The organism is Verrucomicrobiia bacterium (assembly GCA_026414565.1).
GTDB lineage: Bacteria > Verrucomicrobiota > Verrucomicrobiia > Limisphaerales > Fontisphaeraceae > Fontisphaera.
Genome location: JAOAIT010000061.1, coordinates 23,899 through 38,969, shown reverse-complemented (window position 1 = coordinate 38,969; position 15,071 = coordinate 23,899). Strand labels below are relative to the sequence as shown.

General features: G+C 65.8%; 8 protein-coding genes and 2 pseudogenes. 3 read left to right on the top strand and 7 right to left on the bottom strand.

The features are described 5' to 3' along the window. Window positions 1-13: 13 nt before the first annotated feature. The 4 genes from def to N3J91_14590 all read right to left on the bottom strand — a co-directional run bounded on the left by def (window position 14) and on the right by N3J91_14590 (window position 3,928). Entirely contained in the window at window positions 14-589 is a 576-nt protein-coding gene (gene def / locus N3J91_14605; GenBank protein ID MCX8157652.1) for a peptide deformylase, read from the bottom strand. Window positions 590-595: 6 nt separating this feature from the next. Beyond that, window positions 596-1,729: a carbohydrate kinase family protein gene (locus N3J91_14600; GenBank protein MCX8157651.1), complete on the bottom strand. Its 1,134-nt coding sequence runs from the start codon at window positions 1,727-1,729 to the stop codon at window positions 596-598. 40 nt (window positions 1,730-1,769) lie between these two features. Further along, window positions 1,770-2,729: a ParB/RepB/Spo0J family partition protein gene (locus N3J91_14595; protein ID MCX8157650.1), complete on the bottom strand. Its 960-nt coding sequence runs from the start codon at window positions 2,727-2,729 to the stop codon at window positions 1,770-1,772. 128 nt (window positions 2,730-2,857) lie between these two features. Next, complete coding sequence (locus N3J91_14590; protein MCX8157649.1) at window positions 2,858-3,928, bottom strand: DUF362 domain-containing protein; 1,071 nt, start codon at window positions 3,926-3,928, stop codon at window positions 2,858-2,860. A gap of 101 nt (window positions 3,929-4,029) precedes the next feature. Between N3J91_14590 and N3J91_14585 the strand changes: the two genes are divergently transcribed. From N3J91_14585 to N3J91_14575, 3 genes are read left to right on the top strand one after another with little or no spacing between them, the layout of a single operon-like run. Next, complete coding sequence (locus tag N3J91_14585; GenBank protein ID MCX8157648.1) at window positions 4,030-5,616, top strand: tetratricopeptide repeat protein; 1,587 nt, start codon at window positions 4,030-4,032, stop codon at window positions 5,614-5,616. 59 nt (window positions 5,617-5,675) lie between these two features. Beyond that, the gene (locus N3J91_14580) at window positions 5,676-6,293 is read left to right on the top strand and encodes a hypothetical protein (protein MCX8157647.1); all 618 of its coding nucleotides are present in this window, start codon (window positions 5,676-5,678) and stop codon (window positions 6,291-6,293) included. 3 nt (window positions 6,294-6,296) lie between these two features. Beyond that, window positions 6,297-6,629 (top strand): transcriptional regulator, encoded by a 333-nt coding sequence (locus N3J91_14575; protein MCX8157646.1) that lies wholly within the window; start codon window positions 6,297-6,299, stop codon window positions 6,627-6,629. Here the strand turns inward: N3J91_14575 and carB are convergent. From carB to N3J91_14560, 3 genes and pseudogenes are all read right to left on the bottom strand, one after another. Further along, window positions 6,626-8,422, bottom strand: a pseudogene (carB, locus tag N3J91_14570) (carbamoyl-phosphate synthase large subunit). The gene N3J91_14575 and the pseudogene carB sit on opposite strands and share 4 nt — an antisense overlap. Before the next feature lie 141 nt (window positions 8,423-8,563). After that, window positions 8,564-12,004 (bottom strand): Ig-like domain-containing protein, encoded by a 3,441-nt coding sequence (locus tag N3J91_14565; protein MCX8157645.1) that lies wholly within the window; start codon window positions 12,002-12,004, stop codon window positions 8,564-8,566. Between the two features lie 900 nt (window positions 12,005-12,904). Further along, window positions 12,905-13,282, bottom strand: a pseudogene (locus tag N3J91_14560) (PKD domain-containing protein). Between the last annotated feature and the right edge of the window lie 1,789 nt (window positions 13,283-15,071).

The following is a 15,071-nucleotide window of genomic DNA, read 5'->3' as shown; positions in this document are numbered from 1 at the left end:
GCTCCCGATGGATTTACTTCTTCTTGCGCGCCAGCGCCGCCTGCGTGGCGGCGCGCATCCGCTCCAGCTCCGGCTGCCATTTCTCGCGCGTCTCCGCCGGCATGCGGTCAATGAAGAGAATGCCGTTCAGATGATCCACCTCGTGTTGAATGGCCCGCGCCAGCAACCCGCCACAACGAAATTTGATCGGCCGTCCCTCCTGATCCTGCGCCTCCACCTCCACCGCCCCCGGCCGGGTGATGTCCCCATAAACCTCCGGAAAACTCAGGCACCCCTCCGGCCCGGTTTCCGGCGCGCCCACGGGCGTGACTTGCGGGTTGATGAGCACCATGGGCATGTGCGCCGCAATCTCCGCCGGCTGGCCGTGGATTTCCAGGGTGGAGGGACGATCCGTGGCCCCGCGCACGTCCACCACTGTCAGTTGCAATGCCAGCCCCACCTGCTGCGCCGCCAGCCCCACCCCCTCGTACTCATACATCGTCTCGAGCATGTCCGCGATCAACCGCCGGAGCTCCGGCGTGATCTGCTCAATCCGCGCCCCCTTCTGGCGCAGGGCCGGATGACCATACTGGACAACTTCCAAAACCATGAGCGGTCAGGACGCCGGCCACTGGCGCATCAGGTTCACCAGATCGGACACCGCCGGGCTTTTCGCCGTGCGCACGTAGAATCCGCTGGTGGACACCCCGCAGCAGAGACTCGTCGCGTTGTCCAGCCCCAGCAGTTTGCCCAGACAGAACCCGGAGTTGAAATGATCGCCCGCGCCCGTGGTGATGAACGGCTTCTCCGTGTACGGGCCTTTGACCATGGACACCTCGCCGCGGCTGCACGCCAGCGCATAGGACGTGGGATGAATCAACACCGTGTCCACCGGCACTTTTCGGTTGATCTCCAGCGCCAGCGCCGCCAGCCCCTCGGGGGTGTGCGCCGGGGCGGACAGCCCCAGCGCCTCGGCCACCTCGAAAGCCTCCTTCTCGTTCAACCCCAGAATGACGCTGAAATAGCGGTTGAAGTTGCCGATCAGCTCCATCGCCCGCGCAATGTCGCTGTTGGAGCGCTTCTCCGGATCGCACAAATCAAAAAACATCGTCCGCCGCGGCCCTTTCACCTCGGGACACAGCTCCTGGAGGATCGCCGTCCAGATGTCGCTCATGTACGGCAGCATCGTCCAGTTCACAAAGCCCACCAGCGACGCGTTGTGGAAGCGCTGCGCAAACTTGTCCTTCCCGTAACGCGCAATGAGATTGGCCCAGTTCACCTCGGCCAACTGGGTCAGCTTGCCGAACATCAGCTTCCCGTCGTCAAACTCCAGCGCGTCCGTGTAACCCGGCTCCCCGATGGTCACCACCTCCGCCCGCTGGGCAAACTCCTTGAACACCGGATGCAGCTCCGGCCACCCCAGCGCCCCCACATAAGAAACCTGAATGCCAAAGGCGGCCAGCGCGTTGGCCATGATGGGGCCGTTGCCCCCCAGCTTGGTCATCACCCGCACCAGCTCAACGTTGGTGCTGCGCCCCGCCGCGGCAATGATGCGCTCGCCCAACTGCGCCATGCGGTGCATGCGGTCAAATTTCTCGGCATTCTCCCGCTTGTCCACCACATGGATGATCTGATCCACAAATCCGTCCAGCCCCACAAACGCGGTCAGTTGCGGCACTCGGGCGGCGGCGGCTTCCAGTCGGCCGGCGCAGGCATCGCGGAAGGCTTGGTTATCCAACATCTGGCTCATGTTTCAATAATTAGTTTCTGTTATCAATTAAAGACCGCTATTACTCCAGTTTTATGCCGCTGATGTCAAGTATTCGTTCCAGCTCGGCGTCACTGTAAAAACGGATTTCCACCGCCCCCTTCCCCTTCCGGTATCGCAGCGTCACCCGCGTCCCAAACCGCTGCTGCAGCCGCTGCTCCAAATCCACAATGTGCACATCCCGCGCCGGCGCGGGCGCGGCCGCCGCGCTGCTCTTCCTGGGCGGCGGCTGCGACTGCCACAACGCGGCCAATTCCTCCAACTGCCGCACGCTCAGGCCTTCCTTGATCGTCTTCTCCGCCGCCAGCCGCTGCTGCTCCGGCGCCAGCAGGCTGAGCAGCACCTTGGCATGGCCCACACTGAGCTGGCCCTCCTTGAGCCACTGCTGCACCTCGACCGGCAGCTTGAGCAGCCGCAGCGCATTCGCCACCGACGCCCGGCTCCGCCCCACCTTGGCGGCGGCTTCCTCCTGGGTAAGTTGAAATTGATGAATCAACTCCGCATACCCCAGCGCCTCCTCCATCGGATTGAGGTTTTCCCGCTGCAGGTTCTCCACCAGCATCATCTCCAGCGCCGTCCGGTCATCCGCCTGCTTTACCACCACCGGCACCGTGGCCAGCCCCGCCAGCTTCGCCGCCCGATACCGCCGCTCGCCGGCAATGAGTTGAAACCCCTCGCCGCGCTCACGCACGATCAACGGCTGGATGATCCCCTGCGCCTTGATGGATTCAGCCAGCTCGCGCAGCGACTCCTCCGGAAAATCTTTCCGCGGCTGCAGGGGACACGGATGAATCCGCTGCACCGGCACCTGCAACACCCGCTCCCGGCTGTCGGACGGCCCCGCCGCCGCGGCCGCTCCCGCCGGGGCGGTCACCCCGGCGGCGCCCGTCCCTGCGGCGCCAGTCCCGGCTGGTGACGGCCGGGCGGCCGGGCTGCTCTTGCCCAGCAATGCATCCAAACCACGGCCCAAAACAGGTTTCATCGCCCAAGGAGAGTGTCCAACCTTCCCAAAAAAGGCAAAAGTTTTATGCGCCCGTTGATCCAAAAGCCCGCGCCCCGGGCAAACGCCGAAGGCTGCCTGCCCCCCCCGGACCCGCCCTGCCGCAGGCTTCACGGCTCCGCCGGCAGATTCACCCGCTCAATTTTGATGCGCGACACATCGGCCACCCCCAGCTCCAGCAGCGCGGCGTTGCTAAAGAGTTCATTTTGTATTTTGCGCGGCACCGCCCGGGCCGCGTCGCGCAATCGCTGGAGACGGTCACGCCCCAGCACATCCAGCGCCACCGGATCGCGGCTGAACCAAAGCTCATTGAGCACCACCGAGTAATGCAACAAGCTGCGCTGCTGACCCTCATACTGGGCGATCAACGCATCCGTAACACAAAACAGGAGCCGATCGGCAAAACACTCCAGCGCCACAATTTCCGGCACCGCCTCCATGAGCTGCGTGGCGTTGGCCTCAAACCGCTGCACATTATCCACGCCCCCCAGCGCAAGGCTGTACAAATGCCCCGTGATCTCCACCTGGTTGTGATTCAACAGGGGCGTCACCACCATGTGCCGCTGTATCTTTTGCGTGATCAATCGCGCCACGTGCGACCGCCTGCCCACCCCCGGCCCTTCCCGGCCAAACTCGACATCGCCATACACCAGATTGCCCAGCACCGGCCGCTCATACGCCACCTCGGGATCATAGCCTCCCTCGCTGACGGCCTCGACGCGCACCCCCAAAGTGGCCGCCAGCTCCCCATAACCGGCGCGCCACAGGGCCTCGCGGCTCTTGTCCCAGATGATCACCCGCTTCGGCTCCCAACCCGCCTGGATCAGGCTCCGGGCCAGCGCCGCCACCACCTCCGGCCGCGTGCCGCTCAGTTTGCCCGGCAACGCATACACCTTGATCCCCACCACCGTTTGCGTGGGCATGAGGCTCCGCCAAACCTCCCCGCTGTCCGCCCGCCCAAAACAGCGCCGCAACCCCTCCTCCACCATCCGCTGCATCACCTCCGGCTGCGGCTGCAAATGGCGCGTGGCCTCCGGATGATGCACCATCACCACCCGGGAGGGCGCCGGCGGAGACGTCGCGGCGGCCGCCGGCAGGCCGCCCAGGCCCGCCACCGCCACCGCCACCGCCAGCGCGCAACGCCTGACCCAACCACACCTGTTCATTGCCTTCGTACCCATAATCCAACACTTCCAGGGGCGGCCTCGCTCAAACTCCCGCCCCGCCGTCCGTCACCGCCTGTAGGTTCTCAGGCCGGGTTTCTTGACACACGGCGGGGCGGATGGTACCACCAGCGATGATGGTCACCACCAAAAAACGGGGTGTATCGCGCAGCGCCCCCTGGAGCTGGTGGGCGCTGGCACTCGCCTTGACGGCGGGTTGCTCGCCCCCCGGCGTCAAGGAATTGCTGGAGGGAGACCGCCTGGTGCGCGAGGGGCAATACCACGAGGCCATCAAGCCCCTCCAAAAAGCCTCCGCTCTCCTGCCCAACAACGCGCTCGCCTGGAACCAGCTCGGCGTGGCCCATCACTACGCCGGCCTGCCCGATGGCGCCGAAACCGCCTACCGCAAGGCCCTGGCCATCAATCCCAATCTGGTGGCGGCCCGCTGGAATCTGGCCTGCCTCTGCCTGGAATTAAACCGGGCGGCCGATGCCGCCCAGCACTTCGGCAGTGTGCTCGTTTTCGACGCCAAAAACGCGGACTTCCAACTGATGCATGCCATCGCGCTGGTGCGCGCCGGCAAGGCCGATGAAGCCGAACGCAGCTTCAAAAGTTACCTCGCCGCCCGCGGCGCGCAACCCGAGGCGCTGAACGGCCTGGCCATCGCCCAATGGATGCGCAACCGCCCCCAGGAAGCCGCCGCCTCCCTGCAAAATGTGTTGCAGATCGCGCCCCAGCATCGGCCCGCCACCCTCAACCTCGCCATCCTGCATCACACCCATCTGGGCAACAAGCCGCTGGCCCTGAAATACTATCAGCGCTACCTCAGTTTCACTCCCGAGCCGCCTTTCCGCGCCCAGGTGGCGCAGGTGGCCAAACTGTTGGAGGCCGAGCTGCACGGCGCCGCCTCCGCCACCACCAACCTTGTCACCACCCCAACGCCTCCCCCACCCACCTCGCCCCCGCCCCCCGCCCTCACCGCCCCCACCAACTTGGCCCGCGGGCCTGCGGCAACCAATCCTGCCGTCGCCCCCTCCCCGCCGCCCCGCACCAACCGGCCGGCCAACCCCGAGGCAGTGGCCGCCGTGACCCGGCCCGCCACTTCTGCGCCCCCGGCGGCCCCCGCCATCACCACCACTACCACCACGCCGCCCGCCGCCCCCGAACCGGCACCCCCCCCGCCGCCGGGAGCCGCCCGGCGTTACACCTATCTGCGCCCCCCCAAACCGGAGCCCGGCGACCGCACCAAAGCCCTGACGCACTATCAGGCGGGCGAAGCCGCCCGCCAGGCCCAAAATTGGGCTGACGCCCAGAAGCATTACGAAGCCGCCGTCAAAGCCGATCCCACGCTCTTTGAAGCCCATGCCATGCTCGGGCGCGTGGCCATGGAAAACCGGGACTGGCCCCGGGCCTTGTCGGCGTATGAGCAGGCCCTCGTGTTGCAACCCGAGGCCGCCAGCACCCGCTTCAATTTTGCGCTCGCTCTGCACCAGGCCGGTTTTGCCGCCGATGCGGTGGCCGAATTTGAACGCTTCTACGCCGCCCAGCCCCAGGAAACCAACGGCCGCATGTTTGTGGCCAACATCTACCTGCAGGAATTGCACGACGTGCCCAAGGCCCGCGCTCATTACCAGCGCCTGCTCGAACTGCAGCCCAATCATCCCCAGGCTGCGGCCCTCCGCGAGTGGCTGCGGCAGCACCCCTAGCCCGCCCCCCGCCCGGCTTCGCACTTGCTGCCCCGGCCCGCTCCGGGCAAAGTACGCTCATGAACTCTGACTGGGCGGCACAACAGTTGCACACCATCCGCACCCTGATGGAGCGCTCCGCCTTGTATCGGCGCGCGCTGGCGCCGGTGACCACCCTCACCGGCGCGCTCGGGCTGGCGGCGGGCCTGCTGGGCTGGAAGTTGAATCTGGGCGAGCCCATCCCCTTTGTCCTGTTCTGGGGCGGCACCGCGCTGGTGGCGATGGTCCTCGTCAGCCTGCTCATTCGCCGGCAGGCCTTCAAGGCCGCCGAGCCTTTCTGGTCCCCGCCCATGCGGCGCGTGGCGCAGGCCGTGGCCCTCCCCGCCGTGGCCGCCGTCGTGTTGAGCGTGTACTGGTGCCTGGGGCAGCCCGCCCCGGAAAGCGTGTATGAGCTGCTCCTCTTGTGGCTGCTCCTTTATGGCCTGGCCTTGAACGCCGCCGGCTTCTTCATGCGCCGGGGCATCCGGCTTTTTGGCGGATTGATGGCGCTGCTGGGACTGGCCCTCGGCGGTTATTTCCTGCACGCCGGCCCCCCCGCCGCCGGCGCCGGGGCGCATCTGTGGGCGGGGGCGCTCTTCGGCGGGCCGCATCTGGCCTACGGGATTTACCTTTATTTCACCGAGAAAAAAACCTCCTGACGCATGGACCCGGAGGCATTCCGCCATCTGGATCGCGTGATCCACGAAAAAGGGCGGCTGGCCATCATGTCCCTGTTGGCGGCCAATCCGGAGCTTTCCTATACCGACCTGCGGGCCTTGTTGCAGATGACCGACGGCAACCTCACCACCCACCTCCGCACCCTGCAGGAGGCCGGTTACGTGGTGATGACCAAAAGCACCTTCAACAAACGCCCCCTTACCACCCTCGCGCTCTCCGAAGCCGGCCGCCGCGCCTTTGCCGAATACCTCAACCTGCTGGAAAAAATCGTGCAGGATTCCCGCGCCGCCACGGAAAAAACCGGGCCCCCGGATTAAGCCGGCCGCACGGTGTGATACTCCTGCAAGGTCTTCACCTCATAACCCCGCTGCTTCAACGCCGCTATCCCCAGTGCCGCCGCCTTGGCCCCGCCCAGCGTCGTCATGATCGGCGTCCCCGTGTACACCGCCGTCGTCCGTATCTTGATCTCGTCCGCGCGCGGCGCCTGCCCGGACGGGGTGTTGATCACCAGTTGAATCTCCCGGTTTTTCAGCATGTCCACCGAATTGGGCCGCCCTTCGCTTAATTTGAACACCGTCTTCACCGGCAGGCCCGCCCGGCTGATGGCCGCCGCCGTGCCGTGCGTCGCCACCAGCTCAAAACCCAGCTCCAAAAACTGCCGCGCCACCGCCGCAATGTGCGGCTTGTCCGCATCGCTCACGCTGATGAACACCCGCCCCGCAGTGGGCAGCGGTGAGCCGGCCGCCATCTGCGATTTCGCATAGGCAATCCCCAGATCCGCATCCAGTCCCATGACCTCCCCGGTGGAGCGCATCTCCGGCGACAGCAAAATGTCCTGCCCGTGAAACCGGCTGAAGGGGAATACCGACTCCTTGACCGCCCAGTAGGAAGGCCAGATCTCCGCCGTGAAACCCAGCTCACTGAGCGGCCGGCCCGCCATCACCTTGGCGGCCAGCTTCGCCAGCGGCACCCCGATGGCCTTGCTCACAAACGGCACCGTGCGCGAGGCACGAGGGTTCACCTCCAGCACATACACCCGCCCCTCCTTCACGGCGTATTGCACATTCATCAGCCCCGCCACACGCAGCTCGCGCGCCATGGCGTGGGTGTACTCCCGGATGGTGGCGATCGTCTCCTGGCTCAGCGTGTGCGGCGGCAGCACCATGGCCGCATCCCCCGAGTGCACCCCGGCAAACTCGATGTGCTCCAACATGCCGCCCACCACCACCAGGCCCTGCTCCGGGCGGGAATACAAGCCCACATCCGCAATGCAATCCACGTCCACCTCAATCGCATCCTCCAGAAACTTGTCCACCAGCACCGGCCGCTCGGGGGAGGCCTCCACCGCAAAGCGCATGTAATGGGCCAGATCAGCATCGGAATACACAATCTGCATGGCCCGCCCCCCCAGCACAAACGACGGCCGCACCAGCACGGGATACCCCAGCTCCCGCGCCACCGCCAGCGCCTCCGTCTCATTGGTGGCAATGCCGTTGGGCGGCTGCGGAATGTCCAGCTTCCGCAGCATGGCCGCAAACAGCTTCCGGTCCTCGGCAATCTCAATGCTCTGCGGAGAGGTCCCGATGATGTTCACACCGTTGCGCTGCAAACCCAGCGCCAGGTTCAACGGCGTCTGCCCCCCAAACTGCGCAATCGCCCCCTGACACTTCTCCCGGTGATAAATGTGCAGCACGTCCTCCAGGGTCAACGGCTCGAAGTACAGCCGGTCACTGGTGTCATAATCCGTGGATACCGTCTCCGGATTCGAGTTGACCATGATCGTCTCATACCCGATTTCCTTCAACGCAAAGGCGGCATGCACGCAGCAGTAATCAAACTCGATGCCCTGCCCGATGCGGTTGGGACCGCCGCCCAATATCATTATCTTGGGCCGGTCACTGGGTTTGACCTCGTCATCCCCCCGGTCATAGGTCGAGTAATAATACGGCGTGTACGCCTCAAACTCCGCCGCACAGGTGTCCACCAGCCGGTAACAAGGCGTCAACCCGTGCGCCAGACGCCAGGCGCGCACGGCGTCCTCAGTCTGGCCAGTTAAATGGGCGATTTGCCGGTCGGAGAAACCAAGCGCTTTGGCGCGTTTAATCAATTCCATGTTCATGCGCGGGATTGCGCGGCGGGGTGCCCGCAAAATCCGGCAAATAAAAGCTTGGGAAGCAGCATTTGTCCAGTGTTTTACTGGAACAATTTTGCGCCAGCGCAACCCCCCTGCCCCCCCGCCGGCCCCGGCCCCTCAACGCTGCTCCAGCCGGAAATAACGGCTGGCCCCGGTGGGCGCCGTGCGGAAAAGATAAAAACCATTGGTCTGCAGCAGCGTCCCCGCCACCGGCTGCCAGAGCGCCTCCGGGCCCAGCGTGGGGGAGGAGTACAGCTCCCACCCATGCATGTTGGTGGGCCACAACAACTGCAGTTGCCCCGCCTGCCACTCCGGCGGCGGCGCCACCGCCGTCGGCGGCGGCCCCTGGAAACCCCGCCCCTCCAGCGCCAGATCAAAGGCCAGATCACTGCTCGTCGCCGAGTTTTGATGAATCTCCACCGCCACCAAATTCAACCCCCCCAGCACCCCGGCCACCGGCACCACAAACTCAAAATAGGTTTGTTCATCCGCCCCGGACACGGCGCTGCTGGCCAACGTGGCATAGCCCACCGGCCCCGGCGGCATGTTGCTGCGGAACACCTCCCCGCCATTGAGGTACACCACCGCCCCATCATCGCGCAGCAGCCGGAATACCAGATTCGTCAGCGTCACCCCGGAGGGCACGGAAAACCACCGCCGGAAATAATACGCCGTGTATTTATTGTTGGTCGGCCCGGTCTGCAGCACCGTCACCTCGCCGTCATCCCCATACCCCAGCCGCCCCGGCCCGGCGCTCCAGGCCGCATCACTGTACCCGCGCCGCGCCCAATTCGTGGCCGGCAGCGTCCCCCGATCCCAGTACCGCCACACCGCCCCCGTGCTGATGAGGGTGGCCACGTACGGCGGATATTGCACCGTCACCGTCACCGGCGCCGACACCAGCGTCACCCCGCTGGCCAGCCGCAGCCGCGCGCTCACGGCATAAACCCCCAGTGCCGGGTTGGCCCACGTCCACTGGGTTTCCCCGGGAGCCGTTTCCCCAATCTTCTGCGCCCCGGCGTAAAACTCGATCGTCTCCCCCGCCGGCGCCAGACCGGTCCACGCCGCCGCCTCCAGGATCAGCGGCTGGCCCGCCACCACCACCTCATCCCGGGCGGGCCGCAGCAACCACAACCGCGGCTCCGTGGTGCCCCGCGCGATGAGCTGCATATCAAACCCGCCATCCGAGCTGGTGGCGCTGGACTGATGCAATTCCACCGCCACCACATTCGTCCCCGCCACCAGCCCCGCCCCGGCCACCGGCACCACCGTCTCAAAAAAGGTGGTCTCCTCCGGCGTGTTCACCGTGCCGGCCGCCAGCGTGGCCGCGGTAACGGTCCCTTCGGGCATGTTGCTGCGAAAAACCTCCCGCCCGTTCAAATACACCACCGCCCCGTCGTCGCGCACCAGTTGAAAGACCATCTCCGTGTACAAAGCCGGATTGGTCACCGTAAAGGTATAACGGAAATAATGCGTAATGCGCCCGGCCGTCAGCTCCGTGCGCTCCCCATCCCAGCCCCACCCAAAACGTGCCTGACCCACCGGCCACGCGGCGTCCTGGAAGGCCCTTTCATTCCAGCCCGGCGCCACCGCCGCCACGTTGTCCCAATAACGCCAGGTGGCCCCCGCCGGAATCCACGTCGCCAGCACCGGCTGCACCGGCGGCGGCAACGGCGCCACAGTCAGGGCCACCGGCGCGCTGGTCATCACCACCCCGCCGCCAAAGTCGGCCACCGCCATCACCACATAATCCCCCGCCGGCGGGTTGGTCCATCCCCGCGCATAGGGATAAACCGAAGCCGCACCGGCCCGCTGGCCGTTGATCAGGTATTCCACCCGTTGCGCCGGTTGCGCATTGGACACGGCAAAGGCCGTCAGGGTCACCGCCGCCGGCGCCACCAGCCGCGCCCCCTGCGCCGGCGCCGTCACATACACGGTGGCCGGCGCGGACGGCACCATGCGCCGCCCGATCAATTCCAAATCAAATCCCAGATCGCTGCTGGTGATGCTGTTCTGATGCACCTCCACCGCCAGCACATTGGTGCCGCTCCGCAACACCGTGGGACTCAACGTCACCCGCACCGGTGTGGTTTCATCCGCGCCGGAAACCGCCGTCAACGCCAGGCTGTTGTAACTGATCAACCCGGCGGGCAGATTATGCCGGAAAACCTCCTGCCCGTTGAGATACACCACCGCCCCATCATCACAAATCAGCCGCAGCTCAAGCTGCGTCAACCCCGCCGGGTTGGCCAGGAACGTCTTGCGGAACCACGCCGTGATGTGCCGGAACGCAGGATCCCCTCCATCAAAAATCACCGTCCGTTCACCATCCCCGCCATAGCCCAGACGCGCCGCGCCGGCTTTCCAGTTCTGATCCGCATAAGCCAGGTTCGTCCACGCCCCCGCCGGCGGCAGCCGGTCATCCCAGTATTTCCACACCTCGCCCCACGCCACCACGCTTTGCCACGGCGGCGGCGCGGTGAAGCTCACCTGCACCGGCGCGCTGGTCACACTGCCCCCCACCCCATCGCTGGCCACCGCCACCAGCTCCACCCGGTCCACCGGCGGGCTGGCCCACGTCCACGCAAACGGCGCCGGCACTTCGGCCAGCCACTGGCCATTGGCGTAGTACGCCACCCGTTGGAAAGGAGCGCCGCCACCGCTGACGACCTGCACGGCCAGCGGCAGCGCGCCTGCCGGCGCCTCGGCCCCCGCCGCCGGCGTCACCCAATAAACCCCCCGCGGGCGGTTGGTGGCCATCCAGACCGTCAGGCTCAAATCAAAACTTAAATCCGAGCTGGTCACGGCGTTTTGATGCACCTCCACCGCCAGCACGTTGGTGCCCGGCAGAAACGGCAGGGCGGCAAAAGGAAAACTGAAGAACGTCTTCCCATCATCTTCCGCCGCCATGGTGGCCAGCGTGTCATACCTGATCGGCCCCTCGGGCATCAAATCGCGCAGGATTTCCTGGCCGTTCAGATACACCACCGCCCCGTCATCGCGTTTTAACTGCAGCACGGCGTTGGTGATGGCGTACGGATCGCTCACCACAAAGGCATGCCGGAAATAGGCCGTAATCCATTTGTTGTTGCTGTTGGTCCCGTAACTCAGGCGTGTCGCCTCGTCGTTTTCCCCATAACCCAGCTCCGCCAGCCCATTGCTCCAGCCTGACGCATCAAAGTCCACCGCCGCCCACGCCGGCGGCGCGCCGGTCGGCCCCGTGAAAAATTGCCAGCGCGCCCCCGCGGCAATGAGCAAATTCGTCACCGACGGCGGCGGAGCAGGCTCCGGCAGCCGCACCGTGATGGCCACCGGCGCGCTGGTCAACATCTGGCCATTGGCCAGCACGGCCACGGCATAAAGTTGATGCTGGCCCACCGGCGCCTGCGGCCAGAAACCGGCATACGGCGCGGTGGAATCCGCAATCAAAAGCTGGTCATTGGCATAAATCCGCACCTGCGACACCGCGGCCGCATCGCTCTGCGCCACGGCACTCAAACTGATGTTGGTGGGATGGATGAAAACCTCCCCCGACCGCGGGCTGGCCAGATACAACATCTGCACATTGGCCGCATTCGTGCGGCTCATGCCGGTGAGCGCCAGGTCAAAGAACAAATCCGAGCTGGTGGGCTCCACCTGATGTACCTCCACCGCCAGCGTGTTGACCCCGGTTTGCAGCACCCCCGGCGCCAGCTCCGCCCGCAAATAATTGTCCGGCTCCACCGCCGCCAGCGCCCGCGTGGTGTGAGTCACCGCGCCGGTGGGCAGGTTGTCGCGGAAAATTTCCTGCCCATTGAGCCACACCAGCACCCCGTCATCCCGTTTCACCTCCAGCACCAGATTCGTGAAGGCACTCGGCGGCGTGCTGTTGGTGAAGGTGGTGCGGAAGTAATAGGTAATGTGCTTGTTGGTGCTCACCCCCCCGTAGCTCAGGATCGTCCGCTCCCCGCCCTGCCCATACCCCAGCGGGCCGTCGCCGCTCGCCCACGCGCTGTCATTGAACCCCGCCTGCCGCCACGCCGTGCCCTGATTCGAACCGTCATCCAGGTATTTCCACCGGCTCTCCTTCGCCACCAGGGTGGTGCTGATGAACAACGCCCCCGGAAATTGCACAAAATCCGCCCCGCTGAAATTCGGCCCCACCGTCACCGGGTTGTTGAAGAAGGGATTTACAAAATTGAGCTCGTTGTAAAACGGCTCGTACACCGTCAGTTGATGGCTGCCCGCCCCCAGTTGCGTCAGCAAATAGGAGCCATCGTCCTGCACCCACGCATACCGCGAGGCATTGACCCGCACCAGCATCCCCGGCACCGGCTGCGCATTGGTGGTCACCACCCGGCCCGCAATCTGGTAGCTGGTGGAACTGCCCACCCGCACCATCACCGCCCCCACGCCCAGCCCCCCCTTCATGTCGCTCACCAGACAGTGCACCACGTAATCCCCGGCACTCGCAAACGACTGCGTCGCGGTGGGCTGGTTCTCCACGCTGTAATTCCCGTTGCCAAAGTCCCAATAATAAGCCAGCCCATCCCCATCCGGATCGCTCGCCGTCACACTGAACTGCACCGGCGCATTCACCGCCACCTGCGTGGCCGAGGCCGTCACCCGCGCCTGCGGATTGCGATTGTTGGGGAAACTGCCCACCTGAATAATGACATCCAAAGATTGCGGGTAGGTGTTGCCCTTGCCCACCGGCGTCACGTGCAGCCCCAGCTTCCGGTCGCTGAACGTGCGCCCAATCACCAGCGGATGATCATCCTTGCTGCCGGCCGAGCCGGGCGTCGCATCCAGCAACGTCGTGCTGCCCCCCACCCACCGGAACGCCAGGCCGTTCATCATCGCCCGGTTGCCCGTGAACAACTGCCGGAATTCCATCCAATAATCCCCATTGGCCCGCCGGAACCGCAGCCCCCGCACGCCGCTCGCCCGCGGATCATCATGCGCATACAGCCGGTAAAATCCGCTGCCGCTCACCGTCGGGCAATCCGCATCGGGGATCCACCCCAATTTGTTTTTGCTGAACGACGAAAAATGCCGCGCCCCACCGCCGCTCCCGCCCATGGTGTCAAACGGATCCCCATATTCCTCGCTGGTGCCGGTGCCCAACATGCTCGCCCCGCTGGTGTTCCACCAGTTCGCATGCCCCAGCCCCAGATTGTGGCCGTACTCATGCGCCCCCGTCCGCACATCCCAATACCGGTTGGCCAGCCAGAAACCCACCCCCCCCACATACCCAAGCCCGGCAAACGTGGCCGTCGGCTTGCCGGCCGTGCACACAAAATAAAAATCGTACTTGTTCATGTCATACCCCAGCGCCGTGGCCGCCGTACGGCAGGCCCCCAGCAGCGTGCCCATGTTCTGGTAACTCTCCACCTCATTGGGCAGCCGCATCGTGGGCGTGATGTCCGATCCCTCCCCCACCGGCGCAATATTCAGCCGCCCCTGCGAGACCTCGGACATCCACGCGGCCAGATCGCGCATCAACGTCAGCGCCTCATTCGTGCTCATCACCTCCCCCGCATAATCCGGAAAATCCACCCGGAACAATATGAACCGCTTCCGGCCCTCCGTGTACGACGACGCCGCCGTGGGCAGATTCCCCGGCGGCAGGGGCTCATCCAAATCCTGCACGGCCGGCTGCGCCGCCACCCAGGCCGCCGCCACTTCCGGGCTGGCAAACAACCGCACCTCGCCCCCCAGTTGCAAGGCCGCCGGCGTCCCCCGGGCCGTCCACGCCTCCCCGGTGGCCGCGCAGGCCGCCGCCTCCCCCACCGCCGCGCGCAGGGACTCCAGCTCCGGCCCCTCCAGGTAACGGGCCGGCTGCGGATCCAACACCATCCAGTGCGTGGCCGCCGCCAATCTTTCATGGGCCAGCGCCACCTGCGGCGGCCGCGCCACCAGGATGCCCTGCACCGGCACCCGTGGCCGCGTCACATACTCCAGCCCCCGTCCAAACGTGAACACCCGGCTCTGCACGTCCCCCATCCGAACCGTGCGCACCAGCCCGCCCGGCTGGTTTTCGCCCGCCGGCAGCACACACAGCACCTCATAATCAGCCACCGCGTTCACCGGCTGCTCCACCTGCGCCTGCACCGCCGCCGGCAACTGCGCCCACACCCACGGCGGCACCGCCCGCGCCAGCGCGCGCTCCGGATCGTGCTGCATCAGCTCCAGCATCACTGCCAGCCGCGCCCGAGCCAGCGCCTCCCCCTCGGCTGCCAATGCCTCCCGCTCCGCCGCCCCCGCCTCCCAATACCGCTCCACCCACCGATGAAATGCCGCCAGGGCCGGCTCCGGCGGCGAAACCGCCCAGGCTGCTCCCGGCCGGCGCGGCGGCGGCAACGCGGCTGCCGGGGCCGCATGCGCAGGCTCCGCATGATCGTGGCCCGCTTCCCTCGCCAGCGCAGCAGATTGCGGCGCGGGCTGGACGCCCACTGCCTGGGTGGGGCTTGGCTCACTTGGAACGGCCTGGAATGATGAAAAACCGGAGGCTTCCGGCGGCGCTGGCTGTCGTTGAAGCATCCAGACGGCCATGACCGCCACCAGTACAACGGCGCCCAACCACGGCGCCCCGCGGCGTGAAATCATACGCCTATACCATCCCTTAAAAACCCCAACAATGCAA